18 protein-coding genes and 1 other RNA gene are annotated in these 23,989 nt (G+C 72.1%); 7 read left to right on the plus strand and 12 right to left on the minus strand.

The genetic code is table 11. The features are described 5' to 3' along the window. Positions 1–207 precede the first annotated feature (207 nt). Positions 208–1,044: a hypothetical protein gene (locus tag AB0F04_RS06945; protein ID WP_362038543.1), complete on the minus strand. Its 837-nt coding sequence runs from the start codon at positions 1,042–1,044 to the stop codon at positions 208–210. 12 nt (positions 1,045–1,056) lie between these two features. Then, positions 1,057–1,302: a hypothetical protein gene (locus AB0F04_RS06950; protein ID WP_053669824.1), complete on the minus strand. Its 246-nt coding sequence runs from the start codon at positions 1,300–1,302 to the stop codon at positions 1,057–1,059. A gap of 248 nt (positions 1,303–1,550) precedes the next feature. On the opposite strand from AB0F04_RS06950, the gene AB0F04_RS06955 reads away from it, so the two are divergent. Both AB0F04_RS06955 and yicI read left to right on the plus strand, forming a co-directional pair. Next, positions 1,551–2,771, plus strand: coding sequence for an MFS transporter (locus tag AB0F04_RS06955; protein ID WP_362038545.1), 1,221 nt, complete (start codon positions 1,551–1,553; stop codon positions 2,769–2,771). A 77-nt stretch (positions 2,772–2,848) separates the two neighbouring features. Next, positions 2,849–5,098 (plus strand): alpha-xylosidase, encoded by a 2,250-nt coding sequence (gene yicI, locus AB0F04_RS06960; RefSeq protein WP_362038547.1) that lies wholly within the window; start codon positions 2,849–2,851, stop codon positions 5,096–5,098. A 9-nt stretch (positions 5,099–5,107) separates the two neighbouring features. Here yicI and AB0F04_RS06965 read toward each other — a convergent pair whose 3' ends face one another. The 6 genes from AB0F04_RS06965 to ftsE form a co-directional block, all read right to left on the minus strand. Continuing rightward, positions 5,108–5,527, minus strand: coding sequence for a hypothetical protein (locus AB0F04_RS06965; RefSeq protein WP_362038548.1), 420 nt, complete (start codon positions 5,525–5,527; stop codon positions 5,108–5,110). Positions 5,528–5,607: 80 nt separating this feature from the next. Further along, positions 5,608–5,996, minus strand: a transfer-messenger RNA (tmRNA) gene (gene ssrA / locus AB0F04_RS06970). A 98-nt stretch (positions 5,997–6,094) separates the two neighbouring features. Continuing rightward, entirely contained in the window at positions 6,095–6,577 is a 483-nt protein-coding gene (gene smpB, locus AB0F04_RS06975) for an SsrA-binding protein SmpB (protein WP_351644763.1), read from the minus strand. Between the two features lie 46 nt (positions 6,578–6,623). Next, positions 6,624–7,793, minus strand: a complete 1,170-nt coding sequence (locus AB0F04_RS06980; RefSeq protein WP_362038550.1) for a S41 family peptidase — start codon at positions 7,791–7,793, stop codon at positions 6,624–6,626. 68 nt (positions 7,794–7,861) lie between these two features. Next, positions 7,862–8,779: a permease-like cell division protein FtsX gene (gene ftsX / locus AB0F04_RS06985; RefSeq protein WP_362038552.1), complete on the minus strand. Its 918-nt coding sequence runs from the start codon at positions 8,777–8,779 to the stop codon at positions 7,862–7,864. A gap of 40 nt (positions 8,780–8,819) precedes the next feature. Then, complete coding sequence (gene ftsE / locus AB0F04_RS06990; RefSeq protein WP_003990615.1) at positions 8,820–9,509, minus strand: cell division ATP-binding protein FtsE; 690 nt, start codon at positions 9,507–9,509, stop codon at positions 8,820–8,822. A gap of 256 nt (positions 9,510–9,765) precedes the next feature. On the opposite strand from ftsE, the gene AB0F04_RS06995 reads away from it, so the two are divergent. Continuing rightward, positions 9,766–9,957: a hypothetical protein gene (locus tag AB0F04_RS06995; RefSeq protein WP_352097909.1), complete on the plus strand. Its 192-nt coding sequence runs from the start codon at positions 9,766–9,768 to the stop codon at positions 9,955–9,957. 97 nt (positions 9,958–10,054) lie between these two features. Here AB0F04_RS06995 and AB0F04_RS07000 read toward each other — a convergent pair whose 3' ends face one another. From AB0F04_RS07000 to AB0F04_RS07015, 4 genes are all read right to left on the minus strand, one after another. Next, entirely contained in the window at positions 10,055–10,726 is a 672-nt protein-coding gene (locus AB0F04_RS07000) for a hypothetical protein (RefSeq protein ID WP_362038555.1), read from the minus strand. A gap of 289 nt (positions 10,727–11,015) precedes the next feature. Further along, positions 11,016–12,119, minus strand: coding sequence for a peptide chain release factor 2 (gene prfB, locus AB0F04_RS07005; protein WP_161366359.1), 1,104 nt, complete (start codon positions 12,117–12,119; stop codon positions 11,016–11,018). Positions 12,120–12,441: 322 nt separating this feature from the next. Continuing rightward, a complete protein-coding gene (locus tag AB0F04_RS07010) occupies positions 12,442–13,689 on the minus strand; it encodes a serine/threonine-protein kinase (RefSeq protein WP_362038557.1) in 1,248 nt (415 codons plus the stop codon). 122 nt (positions 13,690–13,811) lie between these two features. Next, positions 13,812–15,500 carry a serine/threonine-protein kinase gene (locus AB0F04_RS07015; protein WP_362038559.1) on the minus strand — a complete coding sequence of 563 codons (1,689 nt, stop codon included), beginning with the start codon at positions 15,498–15,500 and terminating at the stop codon, positions 13,812–13,814. Positions 15,501–15,863: 363 nt separating this feature from the next. Here AB0F04_RS07015 and AB0F04_RS07020 point away from each other — a divergent pair, with 363 nt between their 5' ends. The 4 genes from AB0F04_RS07020 (at position 15,864) to AB0F04_RS07035 (ending at position 23,854) form a co-directional block, all read left to right on the plus strand. Beyond that, positions 15,864–20,057: an FtsK/SpoIIIE domain-containing protein gene (locus tag AB0F04_RS07020; RefSeq protein WP_362038561.1), complete on the plus strand. Its 4,194-nt coding sequence runs from the start codon at positions 15,864–15,866 to the stop codon at positions 20,055–20,057. 176 nt (positions 20,058–20,233) lie between these two features. Further along, positions 20,234–21,646 carry an ABC transporter substrate-binding protein gene (locus AB0F04_RS07025; protein ID WP_362038563.1) on the plus strand — a complete coding sequence of 471 codons (1,413 nt, stop codon included), beginning with the start codon at positions 20,234–20,236 and terminating at the stop codon, positions 21,644–21,646. A 67-nt stretch (positions 21,647–21,713) separates the two neighbouring features. Beyond that, complete coding sequence (locus tag AB0F04_RS07030; protein WP_362038705.1) at positions 21,714–22,997, plus strand: sugar ABC transporter permease; 1,284 nt, start codon at positions 21,714–21,716, stop codon at positions 22,995–22,997. After that, a complete protein-coding gene (locus AB0F04_RS07035) occupies positions 22,994–23,854 on the plus strand; it encodes a carbohydrate ABC transporter permease (protein WP_362038565.1) in 861 nt (286 codons plus the stop codon). The genes AB0F04_RS07030 and AB0F04_RS07035 overlap by 4 nt, the downstream gene beginning before the upstream one ends. Positions 23,855–23,989: the final 135 nt, after the last annotated feature.

A 23,989-nucleotide genomic window follows, 5' to 3' on the forward strand; every position in this document is an offset into this window, starting at 1 on the left:
AAAGGGACACCGGCACCGGCGACATCACCGGCACGCGGGGCGCCGAGGCCGCGACACACGCCGCACGCAGGGGCGTCACGGCGCCCGTAACACCGGATGCACGCAAAGTCGTTGGTGGCGCAGCCGGCCGTCACCGGCACGCCGGGCGCCCGGCGCCGAGACCACGAGCACCGGCCCCGCACAGGACCCCCGGGCACCCGGCCCGTCTCAGGTGCCGGTGTTCCCTCGGGGGGTGCCGCCCTGGCCCCTGCCGGGGTCGGCTGCCCCTGGGGCTTCCGGACCCGTCCGGCCCTCCGCACCTGCCGCGGGCGGGACCTGGCGCAGCCTGTGGCGCGGCATCGACCGCATCGGCGGCCTGGTCAGGGTGATCTGGCGGACGACCTGCTGGAAGCACGCCAGGGCCGCGAGGCCGGGCAGGGCCGCCGCCGCGATGCCGAGGATGGTCCGGGGTGCCTGGACGACGCACAGCAGCACGGCGATGCAGGAGAAGACCAGGACCACGCACCAGGAGTGCACGGCACGGCGCTGGTGCAGCGCGGCCCGCAGGACGGACAGGGAGCCCACCAGCCACGGCCCGTACACCAGCAGGGGCCACCAGGTGCGCAGCCCGCGGGCCGCGGGGGACACGGCGACCAGGCGCAGCGGGTCGTAGGCGACGACACCGCTCAGGAGGCTCACCGCGGACGCGATGACGGCGGCCAGGGCCGCGACGAGGAGGCTCGTGGTGCGGAGCACGCCCGCGGCCTTGCGGGCCCGCACCTTGCGGTGCCGTCTCGGGATGTCCCGCACGGGCGGCAGTTCCTCGGTGATGTCCTGGAGGCGCCGCATGTGGGTCACCGGTGCGGGGGCCGGGGGCGGCTCCGCGACGGGGGGCAGGTCCTCGTCACGGGGGGCGGGAACCCTCGCCTGCTCCCCGAGTGCTTCCTCGAGGATGAACGCGAGTTCCTCCGCGGGGTCCCAGGTGGGGTCCGGGGGTGTCAGGGGTGTGATGAAATCCCGGGCCGGAGCCCGGTGCCGGCCGGTGCCCTCAACTTTGTCGTACACGGCGCGCCCCGCTTATTCCGCGAGAGCGAAAGCGGGCCAATCCGTGGCACTGATCCACCGCCGGGCAAGATCCTTTTCCAGCGTGCTCATGGCGTCGATGAAGTCGCGCAGCACCGCCTCGGTCACCTGCAGCGTGACCGGGCAACCGCCTTTGGTGAGCGTCCCGTTGACTGTCGCCGACGAGTGCGCGGGAGCGGGAATGTAGGTGTACGGGCCGAGCGTTACCGCCCACCCGTCTTTCCTGGTCGCCTCGGTCATGTACCGACTAACCGTCGGCCCACTACGGCGGATGCGCGGCAAACGAGTGAAGGAATTTCCCGAATGAGCATCTTTTTCATGCGCTATGAGGAGCATCAGTAATCTCCATATCCCTGTATGAAAAACAGAGAGCGAACGCTTCGCGCCATGGGCTTTTCGGCCTCGCGTCGGGATTCACAACACGGATGCGTGAGTGTGCACCGAACAGGTGTTGGACCTCCTGATCGTCCACGGGCGACGGTGGCCGCATGCCCCGACTCTCCCCGTACCGCCGCCTGTTCCGCCTGCCGGGCACCCGCGCGTTCACCGCGGGTAACCTCATCGCCCGCCTGCCGATGGGCATGTTCAGCGTCAGCGCGGTCGTGATGATCGCCGGAAGCCGTGGCTCGTACGCCCTCGCCGGTGCCGTCACCGCGACCGGACTCGCGGCGACCGCACTGGTCGCGCCGTGGATCGCCCGGCTCGTCGACCGGTACGGCCAGGCCCGGGTGGCCCTGCCCGCCACGGTGATCGCCGTGCTCGGCTCCCTCTCCCTGCTGCTGTGCGTGCGGTACGACGCCCCCGACTGGACCCTGTTCGCCTCCTACGCCGCCACCGCCACGACCCCCAACACCGGCGGCATGTCCCGGGCCCGCTGGGCGCATCTGCTGGCCGGCGACCCCGAGGCGCTGCACACCGCCAACTCCTTCGAGCAGGCGGCGGACGAGCTGTGCTTCATGCTGGGGCCGGTGCTCGCGGCCTTCCTGTGCGGGACGCTCTTCCCGGAGGCCGGCACCTTGGCCGGCGCGGTGCTGCTGCTGACCGGCATGGCCCTGTTCACGAGCCGGCGCGCGACGGAGCCCCCGGTCCGCGCTCCCATACCCGGCAGGGCGCCTCTGCGCGCCCCCGGGATCCCACCGCTGCTCGCGGTCTGCCTGGCGATGGGCGGGGTCTTCGGCGCCACGGAGGTCGTCACCTTGGCGTACGCCGACGCACAGGGGCGGCAGGCGGTCGCCGGTGCGGTGCTCGCGCTGCAGGCCGCGGGCTCCTGCGCGGCGGGCCTGCGGTACGGCGCCGTGAAGCCCACCGGCCCGGCCGCGGCCCGGCTGCCGTGGTGTGTGGCCGCGATGGCCGCGCTGCTGACCCTGCCGCTGCTGGCCGCGGCCCTCACCGGTTCGCTGCTGCTGCTGGCGGCCGCCCTGCTCGTCGCAGGAATGGCGACGGCCCCGACGATGGTCACCACCATGACGCTGGTCCAGGAGCGCACTCCCGAGGGCCGGCTGAACGAGGGCATGACCCTCGCGGTGACCGGTCTGCTCGGCGGCATCGCCTGCGGCAGCGCGACCGGCGGCTGGGCGGTGGAGCACCTCTCGCCGACGGCGGGTTACGTGGTCCCGGTGACAGCGGCGGCCGTGGCACTGACCCTGTCCTTGGCTCTGTCAGCGCAGTCCTCTTCGAATCGCTTCACCAAGACGCTTACGCACCATTGACGCTTTCAGCCGCCCCACATACGTTCGACCGTCGAAGCGCTTCGACATCGGGCGCGCCGGGAGAAGAGGGACCTCATATGAAGTTCACCGACGGCTACTGGCTCCTGCGCGAGGGCGTGACCGCGTCGTACCCGGCCCAGGTCCTCGACGTCACCGCATCGGACGGCGCACTGGAGATCCACGCGCCGACCCGGCCCATCCGCTCCCGCGGCGACCTGATGACCGGCCCGGTGTTCACCGTCCGGGTGCACTCCCCCATGCCCGACGTCATCGGGATGACCTTGACCCACTTCACCGGTGGGGAACCTCGCGGCCCCGAGTTCGAGCTCACGACGTCGGACACCACCGCGGAGGTCTCCTACGACGACGAGCACGCGACCCTGACCTCCGGCGACCTGTCGGTCCGGCTGGCCCGCGGCGGCCCCTGGGACGTCGAGTTCCTCGCCCACGGCCGCACCCTCACCCGCAGCGGCCACAAGAACGCGGGCATCATGCGGGACGCCTCCGGCGCGCACCACCTGCGCGAACAACTGGTCCTGACGGTCGGCACGTCGGTCTACGGCCTCGGTGAGCGCTTCGGCCCGCTGGTGAAGAACGGGCAGGTCGTCGACATCTGGCAGGCGGACGGCGGCACGTGCAGCGAACAGGCCTACAAGAACGTGCCGTTCTACCTCACGGACGCCGGCTACGGCGTCTTCGTCGACCACCCGGGCCAGGTGTCCTTCGAGGTCGCCTCGGAGGTGGTCTCCCGGGTGCAGTTCAGCGCGCAGACCCAGGAACTGACGTACTACGTCGTCCACGGCCCCACCCCGAAGGACATCCTGCGCCGGTACACGGCCCTGACCGGCCGCCCGGCCCTGCCGCCCGCCTGGTCGTTCGGTCTATGGCTGTCGACGTCCTTCACCACCTCGTACGACGAGGAGACGGTGACGTCCTTCATCGAGGGCATGCGGGAGCGCGAACTCCCGCTGTCCGTCTTCCACTTCGACTGCTTCTGGATGCGGGAGTTCCACTGGTGCGACTTCCGGTGGGACCCGCGGGTCTTCCCCGACCCCGAGGGCATGCTGGCCCGGCTGAAGGCCCGTGGCCTGCGCGTCTCCGTCTGGATCAACCCCTACATCGCCCAGCGCTCCCCGCTGTTCGCCGAGGGCAAGGCGCTCGGCCACCTGCTCAGGCGGCCGGACGGCGGTGTCTGGCAGTGGGACATGTGGCAGCCCGGCATGGCCCTGGTCGACTTCACGTCACCGGCCGCCCGCGACTGGTACGCCGCCAAACTGGAGGCGCTGCTCGCGCAGGGCGTCGACTGCTTCAAGACCGACTTCGGGGAGCGGGTGCCCCTCGACGTGGTCTGGTCGGACGGCTCGGACCCGGAGCGGATGCACAACTACTACACGTACCTGTACAACCGCACGGTCTTCGAGGTGCTGCGCAAGCACCGCGGTGAGCAGGAGGCCGTGGTCTTCGCCCGCTCGGCGACGGCGGGCTGTCAGCAGTTCCCCGTGCACTGGGGCGGCGACAACGAGGCGACGTACGAATCGATGGCGGAGTCACTGCGCGGCGGGCTCTCGCTCGGCCTGTCGGGCTTCGGCTTCTGGAGCCATGACATCGGCGGCTTCGAGGGCACTCCCACCCCTGCCCTCTTCAAGCGCTGGCTGGCCTTCGGCCTGCTCTCCTCGCACAGCCGTCTGCACGGCAGCCGGTCCTACCGGGTCCCCTGGCAGTTCGACGAGGAGTCGGTCGACGTGGCCCGCCACTTCACCCGGCTGAAGCTCCGCCTCATGCCCTACCTGTACGAGACGGCCCGCACGGCCCACACCGAGGGCCTGCCCATGATGCGGGCCATGGTGCTGGAGTTCCCGGACGACCCGGGGTGCGCCCACCTGGAACGGCAGTACATGCTCGGCCCGGACCTGCTGGTCGCCCCGGTGTTCAGCGACGAGGGCGACGTCACGTACTACGTCCCCGAGGGCACCTGGACGCATCTGCTGACCGGCGAGCCGGTGACCGGCCCGCGCTGGGTGCGCGAGCGGCACGGCTTCCTGAGCGCGCCGCTGCTGGTCCGGCCCGGCGCGGTGATCCCGCTCGGGGCGCGGGACGACCGCCCCGACTACGACCACGCCGACGGAGTGACCCTGCGGGCGTACGGCCTGCGGCCCGGCGACGAGGTGACGGTGCCGGTCGGGGACGTGACCTTCACGGTCGCCCGCACGGGGAACACCCTGCGGGCGACGTGCACCGCCCCGGCAGCCGCCTGGAGCCTGGCCGCGGGCGACCACGAGGTACAGGCCCCGCCCGGTACGGGCCTCCTCACGCTGGAACTCGGCTGATCGCCGGCATCACGCCGGGTACCGGCCCAGCAGCGCGGCCTCCAGAGGCTCCCCGGTCATCTCGATGACCACGGCGTCTTCCCGCATGCCCACGGGCAGGTGCGCGCACTCCTCCCGCCGGCACACGATCCTGCCCTCGCGCGGATCGATGGCGACCGCTCCCAGCCGGGACACCAGTTCCGCGACGATGCCGAAGACCGCGCCAGGGTGCGGGCGCTCCACCAGGACGCCGGTTTGACCGGCGAAGATCTCGGCTTCGCTGCCGTCGTCGGCACGGATCCAGAACTGGAGGTCGCCGTCGGGGTCGAACCGGAGCCGGGGGTCCCCGACGTCGTGGGGTTCCAGGACGGCTCGGACCAGCTCCAGGTCGAGTGGGACGGGGACGTCGGCGTCCTCGGCGAACTTGTGGATCCACGCGCTGTAGCCCATGAGGCCTCCCGGCTCTCTGCACGATCGCATGACGAAGGCCCCGCCGCTCGGAAGCGGCGGGGCCTTCGCCCACATGGGATGAGTGGAGATGGCGGGAATCGAACCCGCGTCCAACGGTGCAGAATCAGGGCTTCTCCGTGTGCAGTTCGCTGTGATTTTCTCGGCCCCGGCGATCACGCGAACAAGTCGCCGACGGGCCCAGTCACTGTTTGATTTCCCATCGAACCCCGTGACCGGGCTCGATGGTTTAGTTCCCTAGATTATGCCAGGATCCGGGCCGGGAACACTCCCGGGCTGACACCCATTTAGGGTCCTTCAGTCACTGCTTATTAGGCAGCGAGGGCGAAGGACTGGGAATCGCGCTTGGTGTTGGCGATTATTTTTTGCGACATATGGTTTACGAGATCATTGCCGCTTCCTCGACACGCTTCCCCTGCTTCGACAGCCGCTGTCGAAACCGATCATCCCCATGTTGTGTTGACAATCCCTCCGGAGAGGGGCGCGCACCCGCCCTGGGGTGCAGGCACCATCGTACGTGACCAACGCAGGTCGGTGCCAGCGTATTCCCTACGCCCCGCGCTGCCTCCGCTTCACGGCCGCGATCGCGCGGTCGGTCTCCCGGCGGTCCTGCTTCTCCCGGAGCGCCTGGCGCTTGTCGTACTCCTTCTTGCCCTTCGCCAGCGCGATCTCGACCTTGGCCCGGCCGTCCTTGAAGTACAGCGCGAGCGGCACGATGGTGTGCCCCGTGTCCCCCGACTTCGACTCCAGCTTGTCGATCTCGGAGCGGTGCAGCAGCAGCTTGCGCTTGCGCCGGGCGCTGTGGTTGGTCCAGGTGCCCTGGCTGTACTCCGGCACGTGCACGTTGTGCAGCCACGCCTCACCGTCGGTCAGCTGCACGAAGCCGTCGACCAGCGACGCCCGTCCCTGGCGCAGGGACTTCACCTCGGTCCCGGTGAGGACCAGGCCGGCCTCGTAGGTGTCGATGACGAGGTAGTCGTGCCGCGCCTTCTTGTTCTGCGCGATCAGCTTGCGCCCTTTTTCCTTAGCCATAGTGCCGACCATTTTCGCACTACGGAGGGGCCCTGCGGAAAGTCGATTACGAGGAGCTCGCGAGGCCGCGCAGCACGGTCCCGGCCCGCTGGAGGGCGTCCTCGCCGGTCACGAGGTCGGGCGTGATGCCCCGGCCGTCGACCCCGCGGCCGGAGGGGGTGCGGTAGTGCCCGACGGTCAGCTCCGCGACGGAGCCGTCGGGCAGCCGGCTCGGCATCTGGACCGAGCCCTTGCCGAAGGTGCGGGAGCCCACGACGAGCGCCCGTCCGCGGTCCTGCACGGCGCCGGTGAGGAGCTCCGCCGCGCTCATCGTCCCGCCGTCGACGAGCGCGACCAGCGGTCTGGTGGTGTCCCCGCCGGACTCGGCGTGCAGGGCGCGCTGCTCGCCGTCGACGTCGTAGGTGGCGACGAGGCCGCCGTCGAGGAAGGCGGACGCGGCGGTCACTGCCTCGGTGACCAGGCCGCCGGAGTTGCCGCGCAGGTCGAGGACGATCCCGGCGCGGGGCGGGGTCCGGCGGACGGCTTCGCGGACCTGGTGGCCGGAGCCCTTGGTGAAGGTGTCGACCTTGATGACGGTGACGCGGCCCGCGAGCTCCCGGACGGTGACCGAGTCCGTGGACAGCTGGGCCCGGCGTACGGTCTCGGTCCACGCGCGGCCGTCGCGCTCCAGGCCGAGACGGACGGTGGTGCCCGCGGGGGCGTCGGTGGCGTCACCGCGCAGTAAGGAGACGACCTCGGTGACGGGCCGGCCGTCGGTCTTCTCCCCGTCGACGCTGCGCAGCAGGTCGCCGCGGCGGATCCCGGCCGTGGCGGCGGGCGACCCGGCGCGCACCTTCGTGACCTCGATACGGCCGTCCCGGTCACTGCGGGCCCACAGGCCGACGCCGGTGTACTGGCCGTCGAGGGACTCCTCGAACTCCTCGTACTCGCCGCGGGAGTAGACGGCGCCCCAGCGGTCCCCGCTGCGGCTGACGGCGCGCTTCGCGGCCTGGACCGGGGACGTGCCGTCGGCCATGGCCTCCTCGGCGGCCCGGGCGACGTCCGCGTGGCGTGCGGCCGAACCCGCCGAACGGACCTCGTCCGGAGCGGACTTCCCCTGGCTCTGGGGCAGCGCCCCGGTGGCCGCACCGGCGACGAGCACGCTCGTGAACACCAACGTCAGGGCGGCCCCACGACGGATGCGACGGGGCTGACAGAACGGGTCACGACCTGACATGCCGGTGAGTCTAGGACAAGCGGAAGGGGCGTACGGTCGGTTGACCGTACGGCCCCTCGCGGCATGCGTCACACCTTCAAGTACTTGCGCAGCGCGAAGAACGCGGCCAACGCGGGCATCAGGAGACTCGTCGCGAGGATGAGCGGCAGGTACTTCAACACCGCGCCCCAGCCGATGAAGTTGATCAGTGTCAGCTGGTCGGCCAGGGCGAGTCCGTGGTCGATGAGGAAGTACCGGGCGAGCACCAGGAAGCCGCACGCGAGGGTGCCGCCGATGAGTCCGGCGACCGCGGCCTCCATGATGAACGGTGCCTGGATGTAGAAGCCGGAGGCGCCGACCAGCCGCATGATGCCGGTCTCACGCCGGCGGCTGAACGCCGAGACGCGCACGGTGTTGACGATCAGCATCAGCGCGACGACCAGCATCAGCGCCATCACCGCGCGCGCGGCCCAGTTCATGCCCTCCAGCAACTTGAAGAGGTTGTCCAGAATCTCCTTCTGGTCCTGCACGGACTGCACGCCGTCCCGGCCGTTGAAGGCGGTGGCGACCACCTGGTACTTCTCCGGGTCCTTCAGCTTGATGCGGTAGGACTCCTGCATCTGGTCCGGCGTGAGGGAGGCGGCCAGCGGGGAGTCGCCGAACTGCTCCTTGTAATGCTTGTACGCCTGGTCCTGCGACTCGTACGTGACGGCCTGGACGACGTCCATCTTGTCGAGGTCGGCCTTGATCTGCTTCTTCTGGTCCTCGGTCACCGCGCCCTTGGCGCAGTTGGGGTCGGACTCGGCGTCGCTCTTGTTGCAGAGGAAGATCGAGACGTTGACCTTGTCGTACCAGAAGCCCTTCATGGTGCTGACCTGGTCGCTCATCAGGAGCGACCCGCCGAACAGGGCGAGCGAGAGGGCGACGGAGACGACGACGGCGAAGGTCATCGTCAGGTTGCGGCGGAGACCGACACCGATCTCCGACAGGACGAACTGGGCGCGCATGGCGACTGGTTATGCCTTTCCGTGGATCTCGGGTGCGGTATCAGTGCTGGTAGCCGTAGACACCGCGGGCCTGGTCGCGGACGAGGCGGCCCTTCTCCAGTTCGATGACGCGCTTGCGCATCTGGTCCACGATGTTCTGGTCGTGGGTGGCCATCACCACGGTCGTGCCCGTCCGGTTGATGCGGTCGAGCAGCTTCATGATGCCGACGGACGTCTGCGGGTCGAGGTTGCCGGTGGGCTCGTCGGCGATGAGCAGCTTGGGGCGGTTGACGAAGGCCCGCGCGATGGCGACGCGCTGCTGCTCACCACCGGACAGCTCGCCGGGCATCCGGTCCTCCTTGCCGCCGAGCCCGACGAGGTCGAGCACCTGCGGCACGGACTTGCGGATCTCGCCGCGCGACTTGCCGATGACCTCCTGCGCGAAGGCGACGTTCTCGCCGACCGTCTTGTTCGGCAGCAGGCGGAAGTCCTGGAACACCGTCCCCAGCTGGCGCCGCATCTGCGGGACCTTCCAGTTGGAGAGGCGGGCGAGGTCCTTGCCCAGAACGTGCACCTGCCCGTGGCTGCACCGCTCCTCGCGGAGGATCAGCCGCAGGAAGGTGGACTTTCCGGAGCCGGAGGACCCCACGAGGAAGACGAACTCGCCTTTCTCGACCTCCAGGGATACATCCCTGAGGGCGGGGCGGGTCTGCTTGGGATAGACCTTGGAGACGTTGTCGAATCGGATCACGGATGCACCACGGGTCGCCGGGGGTAGATGAGCGTGACCATACGCGAACCGGGTGGGGCGCCGCAGTCACCGACCGTGCTTGCGCCATGGATGTGCCGTTTTGTTCCCAGCGCCGGGGGGCGTGGGCGGACTGTGCGTACCACCACAGAAAACGCGCAGCCGCGCGGGGGCCGACGGAACCTGGCAAAGTGGAGGGGGAACATTCCCACCCCCACGGACGTTGAACACGTGGAACCGGCGCAAGGAGGGCAAGCGCATGACGTACGACCGGCTGGTGTGCGCGAACTGCGCGTCCCCCGTGAACGAGGGCCGCTGCCCCGTGTGCCGCGCGAACCGCGAGCGGCTGCAACAGGAGAACTTCCTGGCGGGCCTGAATCCGATGGCTCTGATCGCCCTGCTGATGGTGCTGATCGCCGCGGTGGCCCTGCTGGCGCACCAGACCGCGTGACGGCGTAAGCCCCGAGGACACGGCCGAGGGCCCGGAGCGTTCGCTCCGGGCCCTCGGTGTTGCGCTGGGCGCACGGTCCGTACGGACGGGACTACCGTCAGGCGGCAGCGCCGCCGCGGCCGCCGACGAGGCGGGGCAGCAGACGGAAGCCGACACCGCCGGCGATCATCGTGGCGGCGCCGATCACCAGGAAGGTGGTCTGCGCGGCACCCGTCTCGGCGAGCTCCTGGCCGTTGCCCTGGGCCTGGGCCTGCGAGGCCGGGGTGGAGTCCGAGCCGATGTCGGTGAGGGAGGAGGAGCCCTCCTGCTGCGGCGAGGTGCCGCCGTCGGGGTCGGCGTTGTTGCCGCCGCCGTTGCCGCCACCGTTGGCGTTGCCGTTGCCGTTGCCGCCACCGTTGCCGCCGCCGGTGCCGTTCCCGTTGCCCGGATCGCTCGGGGCGTCCGTCGGGTCCTCGGTCGGCTCGGTGGGCTCGTCCGTCGGCTCGGTCGGCTCGGCGGTCGGCTCCTCGGTCGACGGCGGGTCCGTCGGGAGGTCCGTGGGCGGGTCCGTCGGGAGGTCCGTGGGCGGGTCCGTCGGGAGCTCGGTCGGCGGGTCGGTCGGCTCGTCGTCGCCCGTGCTCACGCCGACACCGACGCTGGTGTCGCCGAGGCCGACGTTCACGCCCAGATCGAGAGCGGATGCCGCGCCGGCGGCGGTCAGCGAGGCACCGGCGGCGATCACGGCGCCGGCCGCTATCCGCGCGACACGGATCCGCGTCTTCTTCGTCATGTGGTTGCTACCCCCAGTAGCTCATCGTCATTAGGCAGCGCTCGGGGCTGTGCTCGACGGGGACAACTGCGGTGAAAGGCGCCCCGGTTCACATGCGCCCCAGAGACACGCATGCCGCGCTTTACCCTTCCCATTTTTCAAGAACACGTCAAGGCCGTTTGCGGCCGCCATGTCCAACTACGGGGGCTATGCCGGGAGTCTGAGGGCGTGAGTGTGATGTAAAACCCGGACATGGAGTACGGAAAAGGCAACTGCCGCCCTGGGGGCGGCAGTTGCCTTGTCGACAAACTTACTTCTCCTGCTGCTTGCGCCAGCGAATTCCGGCCTCGATGAAGCCGTCGATCTCACCGTTGAACACAGCCTCGGGGTTGCCGACCTCGAACTCGGTGCGCAGGTCCTTGACCATCTGGTACGGGTGCAGGACGTAAGAACGCATCTGGTTGCCCCAGGAGCTGCCGCCGTCCTTGAGGGCGTCCATCTTGGCCCGCTCCTCCTGGCGCTGCCGCTCCAGCAGCTTCGCCTGGAGCACGTTCATGGCCGTCGCCTTGTTCTGGATCTGCGAGCGCTCGTTCTGGCAGGAGACGACGATGCCGGTGGGGATGTGGGTGAGGCGCACCGCGGAGTCGGTGGTGTTGACGCCCTGGCCGCCGGGGCCGGACGAGCGGTACACGTCCACGCGCAGTTCGGACTCGTCGATCTCGATGTGGTCGGTCTGCTCGACCACGGGCAGGATCTCGACGCCCGCGAAGGACGTCTGCCGCCGGCCCTGGTTGTCGAAGGGCGAGATGCGCACGAGCCGGTGCGTGCCCTGCTCGACGGAGAGCGTGCCGTACGCGTAGGGCGCCTGGACGGCGAAGGTGGTCGACTTGATGCCGGCCTCTTCCGCGTACGAGGTCTCGTAGATCTCGGTCTTGTAGCCGCGCTGCTCCGCCCAGCGCAGGTACATGCGCTGGAGCTTCTCGGCGAAGTCGGCGGCGTCGACGCCACCGGCCTCGGCGCGGATGTTCACCAGGGCCTCACGGGAGTCGTACTCGCCGGAGAGGAGAGTGCGGACCTCCATCTCGTCCAGCGCCTTCTTCACGGCGGTGAGCTCGGACTCGGCCTCGGCGCGGGTGTCCGGGTCGTCCTCCTCCTCGGCCATCTCGAAGAGGACGCCCAGGTCGTCGATGCGACCGCGCAGAGCCTCGGCCTTGCGCACCTCGGCCTGGAGGTGGGACAGCTTGCTGGTGATCTTCTGCGCCTCATCGGGGTTGTCCCAGAGGGACGGCGCGGCCGCCTGCTCCTCGAGCACGGCGATGTCTGCCCTCATCTTGTCGAGGTCCAGAACGGCCTCGATCGACTCCATGGTCGAGGAGAGGGACTTGAGCTCTTCGGATACGTCGACGACTGCCACGCCCTCCAGCGTAACGGCTCCGCCCGGCGGCCATGCCCGGGCGGCCGAGGCGGGCGGCCCGGACGGCACCCGCCGGGGCGCCCCGGCGGGTCATCCGTACTGGGGCGGGAGGCCCCCGGCGTCCTACGACGGCCTGCGGCAGGCTGCCTGCCCGACGGCGAACCGGCTGCGCGCCACGGGAAAGAGCCGAGGGGCCCGGCCACCGAGCCGGCCGACGCGCTGCGGTCCGCGGCGCCGGGGCCGTCCGGGGCTGCCCGGGGCTGTCCTGGGCGGAGTATCCGTGTGCCGCGGCGGCTCCTGCGGCACATCACCCTGCGCCGGCTCAGGGGGTCTGCGGGGCCGAGTTCTGGCTGTCCTGGGGAGGTGCGCTCCCGTCGTCGTCCGACGTGGTCAGCCAGGCTCCGACGCCGATCGCGGCCGCGAGGGCGACCGCACCCGCTCCCAGGGCCACCCGGCGGCGCCGGGCCGCGGCCCGGTTGCGGGCCGAGCCGGGGCGGGGGGCGCCCGCGGTGCGCGGGGCCCGGGCCGTGCCGTGGGCGCCGCCGGCCAGCTCGTCGGGGGCGGGGACGCGCATCGAGGTGTGGGTGTCCCGGTTGGAGTCGGCGGGCTTCGCGCCCGGCACCAGGGGGACCGCGCCCCGCCGCCTGACCCGCTCCCCGGCCGGCGCCGGCCCGGCGGGCTGCTCCTCGCGGTCGGACTCCTCGGCGGACTCGGTGTCCGGCTCGTCGACCTCCAGCGGGGGCATGCCCGCCAGCATCGGCAGCAGCTCCCGCAGCCGGACCCCGAGCTCCGAGGCCCGCAGCCGCGAGGCCGGGGCCTTGGCCAGGCACTGCACCAGCAGCTGCCACAGTTCGTCCGGGATGCCGGGCAGGGGGACGACCGTCTCCGTGACGTGCCGGCGCAGGACCGCGCCCGGGTGCCCGCCACCGAAGGGCGTGAAGCCCGCCAGCAGCTCGTAGAGGACCGTGGCGAGCGCGTAGATGTCGACGGACGCGCGCGGGGGCAGGCCCTCGACGATCTCCGGGGCGAGGTAGTCCGGGGTCCCGATGATCTTCGTGGCCTTGGTGCGGCGCGGGGTGTCGATGAGCTTGGCCACACCGAAGTCGGTCAGCAGCGCGCGGTGGGAGCCGCCGGGGCCCAGTGGGCCCTGCATGTCCAGGAGGACGTTCTCCGGCTTGACGTCCCGGTGCACGACACCCGCGGCGTGCGCGGCCGCCAGCCCGTCGGCGATGTCGGCCGCGATGGCCACGGCCGCCTCGGGGGCCATGCGCCGGTCCCGGTCCAGGCGGGTGCGCAGGTCCGTGCCGCGCACGAGGTCCATGACGAGCGCCAGGTCGTTGCCGTCGACGACCAGGTCCCGCACCGACACCACGTGCGGGTGGTCCAGTCCGAGCAGGGCCGTGCGCTCCTGGACGAAGCGTCCGACGAGTTCCTGGTCGGACGCGAGGTCCTCGCGCAGCAGCTTGATGGCGACGGGACCCTCGGGGCCCTCGCCCAGCCACACCGTGCCGGCGCTGCCCCGCCCGAGGATCTGATGGGCGGTGTACCGGCTGCCGATCTTCCGTGCCAAGGCTGCTCCTACCGACGCGTGTTGTCGCTAAAACTACGCGCACGGAAGGCCAACCTTCACCCGGGAGGCGGAAATCACCCGCCGGGTGTCGACAAATCACCAACGCCGCAGGGCGGTTCAGGTCACTTCGTGCCGGAACCGCTCCCGAGCTTCTCGAACCAGCCGGTCACGGCGTTGAACCAGTCGGTGAGCTGGTCCCAGTAGCCCTTGCCCGTGCCGATCCACTCCTGCAGCGGGCTCAGTTCCCAGACCAGCCAGCCCACGACGAACAGGATGACGATCGTGAAGAGGCAGCCCTTCAGGCAGCCGAGGCCCGGGATCCGCATCGGGTTGGCGCTGCGCTGCCGCGGCTGCCGGGGCTCGCGCTGGGGCCGTTGCGGCTGCTGGGGCTGGGCCGGGGGCGCGGGCGGGGCGTAGCGCTGCGGCGGCTGGGGCCGTTGCGGCTGCGGCTGCGGGGCGTACTGCTGGGGCTGCGGGTTGGCGTAACCCGAAGGGGGCGCCTGACGGCGCGGGGGCTGCTGCTGCTGCGGCCTGGCCACCTGGCGCTGCGGGCGGCGGCGCAGCGGGTCCTCGTTCGGGTCGAGGTACTGGACCTGCGTCTGCTCGTTGCGGTCGCGGGCCGCACGCAGCTGGTTCTGCCAGGGGTGCGGGTCCTCCGGGCCGCCCTGCTGGTTGTGCTGACCCGGGTGGCCGGGTGACCCCGGCGGCACGGGCGGCATGACGGCGGTCGGGTCGGCCGCGCCCCGGTGGGGCATGACGGCGGTGGGGTCGGCGGCGCCGGCCGGGCCGCCGGTGTGCGGCAGGACGCTGGTCGCGGCGTTCGGGTCGTAGGCGCCGGCGCCCTGCGGGAGGACCTGCGTGGGGTCGGCCGAGCCGGACGCGTCCGGTACCGGCGCGGGGGCCGGGTCGGGCACGAGGAGCATGCCGACGCCCTCGGCGGCGGCGATCTGCGCGGAGTTCGCGTGCACCCCGATGCCCTCGGCGACGACGCGCAGGCCGCGGGCGAGGTTCTCGGCACTGGGCCGCTCGTCGGGGTTCTTGCGCAGGCAGCGCTCGATGACCGTCCACAGCGGGTCGGGGACCGTGGAGGGGCGGCGCGGCTCGGCGCTCAGGTGCTGGTGCAGCACCTCCAGGGCGGAGCCGCCGCCGAACGGCGGGCGGCCGGTGACCAGCTCGTACAGCAGGATGCCGGCGCCGTAGATGTCGACGGCGGAGGTCTGCGGGCGGCCCTCGGCGGACTCGGGGGCGACGTACGCGGGCGTGCCGACGAACTCCTGGGTGCGGGTCAGTCCCGGGGAGTCGGCGAGCCGGGCGATGCCGAAGTCGGTCAGCAGCGGGTGCATCTGCCCGTCGTACTGCTGGAGCAGGACGTTGGCCGGCTTGAGGTCGCGGTGGACGACGCCGTCGGCGTGGCTGGCGGCGAGCGCGTCGGCGATCTGGGCGGTGAGCAGGGCCGCGGCGACGGGGGTGAACGGCCCGTTCTCGCGCAGGTAGCGGTGCAGGTCGGGGCCCTCGACGAGGTCCATGACCAGCGCCAGCAGCTCGCCCTCGACCACCAGGTCACGGACCCGGACGATGTTCGGGTGGGTCAGCCTGAGCAGGACGGACCGCTCGCGCAGGAACCGCATGACGATGTCCGGGTCGCCGGCCAGCTCCTCCTTGAGGACCTTGATCGCGACTGTCTCGCCGGGCTGCCCCGGCACGGCCGCCTCGGCGCCCGCGGTCTCGCGCTGGCGGGCTCGCCAGACGGTGCCCGTGGCGCCGCGTCCGAGCGGCTCCTCGAGCAGGTACTTGCTGCCTACCGGCCGCACGTCATGCGCTCCCTGGTGCTTGCCTTGCCTGCTGGCCTGTCCGACCCACTGTAGTGCCGGGGGGCCGGGGACCGGAGTGTCGTCTTTCTGTGGGTCTTACGTAGCGGCCCTCACACTCGTTCGAAGGAAAGACGCTCACCTCGGTCTCGTGGTTGCCGGCAAGGAACGTGAGTGATCCCAAGCGGTCGCCTGTGGGTCATCTCTCAGGCACTTTTGCGGGCAGAGCCGACCATTCAAGATCACCTTTTCCGGAGCGAGGGGCGCACTGTCAGTGGCAGGTGCGAGGATGCTGCCAGTTACTGGCCGACGTGCCGGGGCGGGGTGGGGGACTCCGCGCCCGGGCAGAAGGGACCGCTGACGGCGATGCAGATCCGGCTGACCGTCGTAGATCCGCTGGGCCCGTCGGCGCCGGCGCGGGATCGCGCCCCGCGCACCGACGTGCTGGTCACGGCACCCGCCGGTACGGCGCTCGCCGCGGTGGCGTCGGCGCTCGCCCAGGCGGTCTCCGGCGGTGACGGCTCGGGCACGCCCGTGCTGTACGCCGGGGAGCAGCGGCTGGACGCCCAGCGCTGCACGCTCGGCGAGCCGCCGCTGACCGACGGTGCCGTGCTGTCCGTCGGCGCGCCGGGCGAGCCGGAGCCGCACCCGGAGCTGGCGGACGCCCCGGCGCAGCTGCAGGTCGTGGCCGGTCCGGACGCCGGTGGTGTCCATCTCCTCCACGGCGGCGAGATCCGCGTCGGCCGCTCCGCGGACGCCGACGTGCCGCTCGACGACCCGGACGTCTCCCGGCTGCACTGCGCGGTGACGGTGAGCGCGGACGGCCGCGTCGCGGTCGCCGACCTGGACTCCACGAACGGCACGACGGTGAGCGGCGCGCGGGTGGGCGGCCGGGCGGTCCCCTTCGTACCGGGTGCGCTGCTGCGGATCGGCGAGTCGGCCCTGCGGCTGGCTCCCCCCGGGGGGCCGGGGGGCCGGGTGGAGACGACCCCGGACGGGGAGGGGCACGTGCGCGTGTCCGGGCCCGTGGAGGCACCCGCCTCCGGCGGGGCCGCTCCGAGGACGGCCGGATCCACGGGCTCCACGCACCACGCGCACGGCTCGGCGGCCTGGGGCGCCCCGGCCGCTTCCGCGCGCGGCTCGGCGGATCCGGCTGTGGTGCCGGGACAGGGCGGGGCGCCGTGGATCGAGGGCGAGGGAGCGGGCTCCGGGTCGGAAGCGGTGCGGGCCGGGAGCGGAAGCGTGGGCTCGTGGCCGGAAGCGCTGCGGATAGGCGGCGTGGGCCGGGGGCCGGAAGCGCCGGGAACCGCGGGCAGCGGCACCAGCTCGGAAGCGCCGCGGGAGCGGAGTCACGGCCAGGCGTCCCGCGCTGTGGACGGCGCGGGCGAGGCCCGCTCGGGGGGCCACCGGAGCGAGGTGCCGCACCAGGGTTCCGGCAACGAGGCCCGACCGGGACACCGGAGCGACGTGCCGTCCTCCGGTACGGGCGGTGAAGCCCGCTCCGCGGGACACGGGAACGAGATGCCACCCCGCGGCGCGACGGGCGCCGCCCACGCCGGGAGCCACCGCAACGAAGTCCCGCCTCCGGCCCCCCGCGGCGAAGCCCGGCCGGGACGCCGGAGCGAGGCCCCGGCCCCGGGCACCGGCGGCGAAGCCCGCTCCGCAGGACACCGGAACGAGATGCCACCCCCCAGCGCCGGTGGCGCCGCCCATGCCGGGGACGGTTGGAGTGAGGTGCCGCCGGGGGGCACGGGGGGTGAGGCGCGGCGGCACACGGCCGGGAGTGGGACAGGCCCGGGGGCCGCCAGATCCGCCCAGACCTTCCCGGAGACCCACGGGCCGCGCCCCGGTGCGCCGGAGGACACGCTCCGGACCGCTCGGCACCAGGATGCCGCTCAGGATGCGTCGCCCCTCGCTCCTCCCGGCGCCGCGCGGCAGCGCGATGCGGGCCCGGCGACCGGCGGTGCCGGGGACACGCATGCGGGTCGTTCCGGTGCCTGGGCGTTCGGCGGCGCGGCACCGGACCGCGCCGGACCGGCGTACGGCACCGGTCCCGGCGCCGACGTCGGCGCCGCGGACGGAAGCGGTCACCACCCCTGGAACCCGGACCCCGGCACCGACGACCCGGCCCTCGCCGATGAGCGTGCCGGTCGTGGGCGCAAGGGCACTCCCCTGCGCGGCACCGACGTGCCCCCGGCGCCCCGCCGGCGCGGCGGGCTCGGGGCGTGGGCCCGGCGGCTCACCGGGGGCCGCGGCGAGCAGGCGGCGGAACCACGCGAGACGTACGAGGACGAGCCGGCGGCGACGGTGGCCGCGCAGCACCACCCCCTCGTCGTGCCGTCCGGCCCGGAGACCTGGCCGGACCCGGCCACGCTGCTGCTCACGGCCCTCGGCCCGGGGCCCCGGCTGTGGGAGCGCGGCCCCGGCCACCCGGAGGCGCTCGCCGTGCGCCTCGGTACGGCCGACCGGGCGGCACCGGACGGCTCGGGCCTGCTGCCCGCCGTCCCCGTGACCGCCGGTCTGCGCGAGGTCGGCGCACTGGGACTGGCCGGGCCGCGGGCGCGGCTGGCCGGGCTGACGCGTGCCGTCCTGGCCCAGCTCACCGCCCTGCACTCCCCCGACACCCTGGAGATCGTCCTGATCGCCGCGGACCGCTCCCGTTCCCTCGAGGAGCGCACCGCCGACTGGTCCTGGCTGGGCTGGCTGCCGCACGTGCGTCCGGGGCACGGGCAGGACTGCCGGCTGCTCCTGGCGCACGACCGGGAGCAGGCCGCCGCGCGTACCGACGAGCTGACCCGCCGTCTGGAGGACCATCTGGCGGACACGGGTCAGGCCGGCAGCCACGGAGCCGATGCTCCACCGCCGGGCGGCGGCTCACAGCCCGAGGGGCAGCAGACCGTCCCATCGCCCCGCCGCCCCTCCTGGGCCCAGGAGGGCGCGGGCAGCGAAACGGCAGCCGGCTTCCCCGGCCCGTACACGGTCGTGGTCGTCGACGGCGATCCCGGCGGTGCCGACCTGCGCGGCGCTCTCGCGCGGCTGGCGCTGGAGGGCCCCCGGGCCGGAATCCACGTCGTCTGCCTGGCCGAGACGGCCGCCGCCTCCCCGGCCTCGCCGGTGACCGAGACGTACGAGGCGGCCTGCTCGGTCGCGCCGACCTTCCGGCAGTGCGGCGCGGTCGCGCTGCTCAGCGGGGACGTGGCGACGGCCCTGCGGCTGGTGCGCGTGGCCCGCACCGGCGGCGACGGCTCGTCGGCGGGACCCGTCGGGCACGGCACGGTCGCCACCGTCGACGCCGTCTCGGCGGCCTGGGCCGAGCGGTTCGCGCGGGCGCTGGCGCCCCTGCGGACGGACGGCCCGGCGAGCGAGCGCCAGCCGCGGGTCTCGGCGCCGCTGCCGCAGGCGGCCCGGCTGCTGGACGAGCTGGGCCTGGCCCGCGCCACCCCCGCGTCGCTGATGGCGCGCTGGGCGGACGCGGCCGACGACGCCGAGGCGCTGGGCGGGCGGGTGCGCGCGGTGCTGGGCGCGGGGCCGCGCGGTCCGGTCGGCGCGGACCTCGCCGCCCAGGGGCCGCATCTGCTGATCGAGGGCCCTGCGGGCAGCGGCCGCACGGAGCTGCTGCGGTCGATCGTCGCGTCGCTGGCCGCCGCCGAGCGGCCGGACCGCCTCGGCATCGTGCTGGTCGACGGCCGGGGCGGCCCGGGCGCGGGCGGCGGCAACGGCGAGGGACTGCAGGTGTGTACGGACGTACCGCATGTCACCACACTGCTCATGGCGCACGACCCGGTCCGCATGCGGGAGTTCGCGCAGTCGCTGAGTGCCGAGCTGAAGCGGCGCGCCGAGCTGCTCGGGCGGTCCGACTTCGCCGAGTGGCACACGGGCCGCGAGCTGTCGGGCCGTATGGTCGCGCAGCGCACGGCGACGGCCCGGGGCGGCGCCCAGGCCGACGCGGCGGGAGCGGGAGGGGCGGGTGACCTCGACTCGCCGTCCAGTTCCACCATGCGGCTGCGGCCCGGCGCGGCCCGGCGGCAGACGGAGGCGGCCGCGCCCCCGCTGCCCCGGCTCGTCGTGGTCGTCGACGACCTGGACGCGCTGGTCGCCCCGGCGCTCGGCTCGACCGGGCGGCCGGCGGCCGGGTCGGTGATGCGCGCGCTGGAGGCGGTGGCGCGGGACGGCGAGCGGCTCGGCGTCCATCTGGTGGCGGCCACCGGTCCGTGCGCTCGTACGGCGGAGACGGAACCGGCGCGCCGGGCCACCCTGCGCGTCGTGCTCGACGCCCCCGTCCCGGGCCCGGAGGAACCCGCGCCCGGGCGGGGAAGGCTGACCGGTGCGGACGGGCGGGTCACCCCGTTCCAGGGCGGCCGGGTGACCGGCCGGATCCCGCGGACGGCGACGCTGCGTCCCACGGTCGTACCTCTCGAATGGCACCGCATGGGTGACCCTCCGGCCCGGCGTCCGGTGCGGGAACTCGGAAACGGCCCGACCGACCTGGCACTGTTGGCCAGCGCGCTGGAAAGGGCGGCCCGGGAGGTCGCGGCTGCGAAGGTGCCGTCGCTCCTGTAGGCGGGGAGGGTCATCGGCCCCACCCGTGTCATGGGGCCGCGTCCCTGGTCACGAGGGAGTCACGATCCCCCGCTTGACAGCCGATGCCATCTTGCCGCCCCCGCACACCCGGGCGTAGACCAGATCGCACGGGAGCGCGCTCGACGTTCGACGAGGAACGAAGAAGCGGGGCAGTCATGCGCATGACGAGCAGCACCATCCGGACACGCTGGTCGCCCAAGCGGGACACGGCGACCCCCCAGAGCCGCAGAGCCGTCAAGGCCGCGGCCGCCGTCGCGGCGGGAGCCCTCGCGCTCTCGCTGAGCGCCTGCGGAAGCAGCGACAACGACAGCGGTGGAAGCACGGGCGACACCACGGAAACGAACAGCAACGTCACCCTTCCCAAGCTCGACGGAACGAGCCTGGAGATCGCCGCCGTGTGGACCGGCACGGAACAGGCCAACTTCAAGAAGGTCCTGCAGGAGTTCGAGAAGCGCACGGGCGCCAAGGTCACGTTCGTGCCCGCGCAGGACCCCATCATCAACTTCATCGGTTCGAAGGTGGCCGGCGGGCAGCCGCCGGACATCGTGATGCTGCCGCAGCCCGGCGCCATCAAGCAGGCCGTCGACAAGGGCTGGGCGAAGGAGCTGGGCTCCGACACCGTCAAGGAGCTCGGCGAGAACTACTCGCAGGGCTGGCAGGACATCGGCGAGGTGAACGGCAAGCCGTACGGCGTCTACTACAAGGCCGCCAACAAGTCCCTGATCTGGTACAACAACCAGGTCTTCGAGAACGCGGGGGCCAGTGAGCCCGAGACCTGGCCGGACCTGCTCAACACCGCGCAGACGGTCTTCGACTCCGGCGTCACCCCGTTCTCCGTCGGCGGGGCCGAGGGCTGGACGCTGACCGACTGGTTCGAGAACGTCTACCTCTCCCAGGCCGGCCCGGAGAAGTACGACCAGCTGGCCAAGCACGAGATCAAGTGGACGGACCCGTCCGTGAAGGACGCGCTGACCACGCTCGCGCAGGTCTGGGGCAAGCCCGACTGGATCGCGGGCGGGGCGAACGGGGCGTTGCAGACCGACTTCCCGGCCTCCGTCACGCAGGTGTTCACCGGCGGGGACCAGCCCAAGGCGGCCATGGTCGCGGCGGGTGACTTCGCGCAGGTCAACATCCCGTCGAGCATGAAGATCGGCACGGACGCGAAGGTGTTCCCGTTCCCGGCCGTGGGTGACCAGGGCCCGGTCGTCTCGGGCGGTGACGCGGCCGTGATCCTTCAGGACTCGAAGGGCTCGCAGGCCCTGGCGACCTGGCTCGCCTCGCCCGACGCGGCGCAGATCCAGGCCAAGCTGGGCGGGTACCTCTCGCCGAACAAGAACGTGCCGAACTCCGCGTACCCGAACGCGGTGCAGCAGAAGATCGCCAAGGCGCTCATCGACGCCGGTGACGACTTCCGCTTCGACATGTCCGACCAGGCCCCGCAGGCCTTCGGCGGTACGCCCGGCAAGGGCGAGTGGAAGATCCTCCAGGACTTCCTGAAGAACCCGAAGGACATCGCGGGGACGCAGGCGAAGCTGGAGGCCGAAGCGGCAGCGGCCTACGGGAACTGACGTCATGACGCCGGTTCCGGCGGCAGGGGGCACCGAGCCCCCTGCCGCTCCCAAGTCGCGCAAGAGTGTGACCGGCACCCGCAGGACCGTCGCGGCGCTGTTCCTGCTGCCCGCGCTCGTCCTGCTCGGCGCGCTCGTGGTGTACCCGATCGGGTACTCGGTCGTACGCAGCTTCTACGACCAGTCCGGTGACGGATTCGCCGGAATGGACAACTACAAGGCCCTCTTCACCGACGAGGGCATCCGCACCGCGCTGAAGAACAACATCATCTGGGTGGTGTTCGCGCCGACGATCGCGACCGCGCTCGGCCTGATCTTCGCGGTGCTGACCGAACGGGTGCGCTGGGGTACGGCGTTCAAGCTGGTCGTCTTCATGCCGATGGCGATCTCGATGCTGGCGGCGGGCATCATCTTCCGCCTGGTGTACGACCAGGACCCGGACAAGGGCGTCGCGAACGCGGTGTGGGTGGGCGTGCACGACACGTTCGCCCAGGCCTCGGCGTTCCCGAAGGCCCATCCGGGCCGCGACTCGCCGCTGAAGCCGGCCGGCGGGGGCGCGTTCATCACCACGTCGCCCGTCCGCACGGGCGAGGCGGTCTCGCTGCCCCTGGTGGGCGTGGCACCCGATCTGATGCCCGACGGCGCGAAGACCGCGGCGGCGCCGAAGCCCGAGCCGGACAAGATCACGGGCACGACCTGGCAGGACTTCACCCGCGGCAAGGGCGTCGGCGCACTCAACAGGGTCGATGCATCCGAACTGGGCTACGCCGGCATGCGGGTCGAGGCCGTGAAGGACGGCAGGGTCGTCGCGACGGCGACGGCCGCGGGCGACGGCACCTTCACGCTGCCCGCCTCGGCCGACGGGGCCCAGCTGAGGCTTCCGGCGAGCAACTTCAAGGAACCGTACAACGGCCTGGACTGGCTCGGCCCGTCCCTGGTCACCCCGGCCATCATCGGCTCGTACATCTGGATGTGGGCGGGCTTCGCGATGGTGCTCATCGCGGCCGGGCTGGCGAGCGTGCCCCGGGAACTGCTGGAGGCGGCCCGGGTCGACGGCGCGAGCGAGTGGCAGGTGTTCAGACGCGTCACGGTGCCGCTGCTGGCGCCGGTCCTGGCGGTCGTCGCCGTCACCCTCATGATCAACGTGCTGAAGATCTTCGACCTGGTCTTCATCATCGCTCCGGGCTCCTCCCAGGACGACGCGAACGTCCTCGCGCTGGAGCTGTACCGCAAGGGCTTCTCCGAGGACCAGCCGGGCATCGCCAGCGCCATCTCGGTGTTCCTGCTGCTGCTCGTGGTGCCGGTGATGTGGTTCAACGTACGCAGGCTCAGGCGGGAGGTGCGGCGATGAAGGCCAAGCAGTCGCTGGGGTCGCGGCTGGCCGAGGCGGTCAGCGGCGGGGTGCTGCGGGTGTTCCTCATCGTCGTCGGGCTGTTCTGGCTGGTGCCGACCATCGGGCTGCTGCTGTCCAGTCTCCGTACGCCGGAGGACATCGCGGCGAGCGGCTGGTGGAAGGTGTTCACCGAGCCCTCGCAGATCACCTTCGACAGTTACGCGAAGCTGCTGGAGAACGAGGACATCACCAGCTCCCTGGTGAACACGGTCTGGATCACCGTGCCGGCCACGCTGCTGGTCGTGATCATCGGCTCACTGGCCGGCTACGCCTTCGCCTGGATGGAGTTCCCCGGCCGGGACTGGTGGTTCCTGGGCGTGGTCGGCCTGCTGGTCGTACCCGTGCAGGTGGCGCTGATCCCGATCGCCGAACTCTTCGGCAGCATCGGCATCTTCGGCTCGGTGCTCGGCGTGGTGCTCTTCCACGTCGGCTTCGGCCTGCCCTTTGCCGTGTTCCTGCTGCGGAACTTCTTCGCGGAGATCCCGAAGGAACTGCTGGAGGCGGCGCGCCTGGACGGCGCGGGTGAACTGCGCCTGTTCTTCCGTGTCGTGATGCCGCTCGGCGCCCCGGCGATCGCGGCCCTGGGCATCTTCCAGTTCCTGTGGGTGTGGAACGACCTGCTCGTCGCGCTGATCTTCTCGGACTCCGGGAGCCAGCCGATCACGGTCGCGCTGCAGACGCAGGTCCGGCAGTTCGGCAACAACATCGACGTGCTGGCACCCGGCGCGTTCATCTCGATGGTCATCCCGCTGGCCGTCTTCTTCGCGTTCCAGCGGCAGTTCGTGTCCGGCGTGATGGCGGGCGCGGTCAAGTAGCGATCAGAGCACGGTAGTCGAAGGGGCGGGCCCGGGGCGGTCCGCCCCTTCCGCGTTCCCCCGGATGCCGTAGCGACCGTAACCAAGTCGGCCCATCGGCCGTTCCCGGGCCGAACGCCCGCGCCGACCGATGGA

This window comes from Streptomyces sp. NPDC029041, assembly GCF_040637515.1.
In the GTDB taxonomy this organism is placed as follows: Bacteria; Actinomycetota; Actinomycetes; order Streptomycetales; family Streptomycetaceae; genus Streptomyces.

Bases quoted from the DNA above. Each gene is read 5' to 3' on its own strand.
- AB0F04_RS07000 (WP_362038555.1), bottom strand. From the start codon at position 10,726: ATGACGAAGAAGACGCGGATCCGTGTCGCGCGGATAGCGGCCGGCGCC.
- ftsX (WP_362038552.1), bottom strand. From the start codon at position 8,779: ATGCGCGCCCAGTTCGTCCTGTCGGAGATCGGTGTCGGTCTCCGCCGC.
- AB0F04_RS06980 (WP_362038550.1), bottom strand. From the start codon at position 7,793: ATGTCAGGTCGTGACCCGTTCTGTCAGCCCCGTCGCATCCGTCGTGGG.
- AB0F04_RS06950 (WP_053669824.1), bottom strand. From the start codon at position 1,302: ATGACCGAGGCGACCAGGAAAGACGGGTGGGCGGTAACGCTCGGCCCG.
- AB0F04_RS06995 (WP_352097909.1), top strand. From the start codon at position 9,766: ATGACGTACGACCGGCTGGTGTGCGCGAACTGCGCGTCCCCCGTGAAC.
- yicI (WP_362038547.1), top strand. From the start codon at position 2,849: ATGAAGTTCACCGACGGCTACTGGCTCCTGCGCGAGGGCGTGACCGCG.
- AB0F04_RS07020 (WP_362038561.1), top strand. From the start codon at position 15,864: ATGCAGATCCGGCTGACCGTCGTAGATCCGCTGGGCCCGTCGGCGCCG.
- AB0F04_RS07025 (WP_362038563.1), top strand. From the start codon at position 20,234: ATGCGCATGACGAGCAGCACCATCCGGACACGCTGGTCGCCCAAGCGG.
- AB0F04_RS06965 (WP_362038548.1), bottom strand. From the start codon at position 5,527: ATGGGCTACAGCGCGTGGATCCACAAGTTCGCCGAGGACGCCGACGTC.
- AB0F04_RS07035 (WP_362038565.1), top strand. From the start codon at position 22,994: ATGAAGGCCAAGCAGTCGCTGGGGTCGCGGCTGGCCGAGGCGGTCAGC.
- AB0F04_RS06955 (WP_362038545.1), top strand. From the start codon at position 1,551: ATGCCCCGACTCTCCCCGTACCGCCGCCTGTTCCGCCTGCCGGGCACC.
- smpB (WP_351644763.1), bottom strand. From the start codon at position 6,577: ATGGCTAAGGAAAAAGGGCGCAAGCTGATCGCGCAGAACAAGAAGGCG.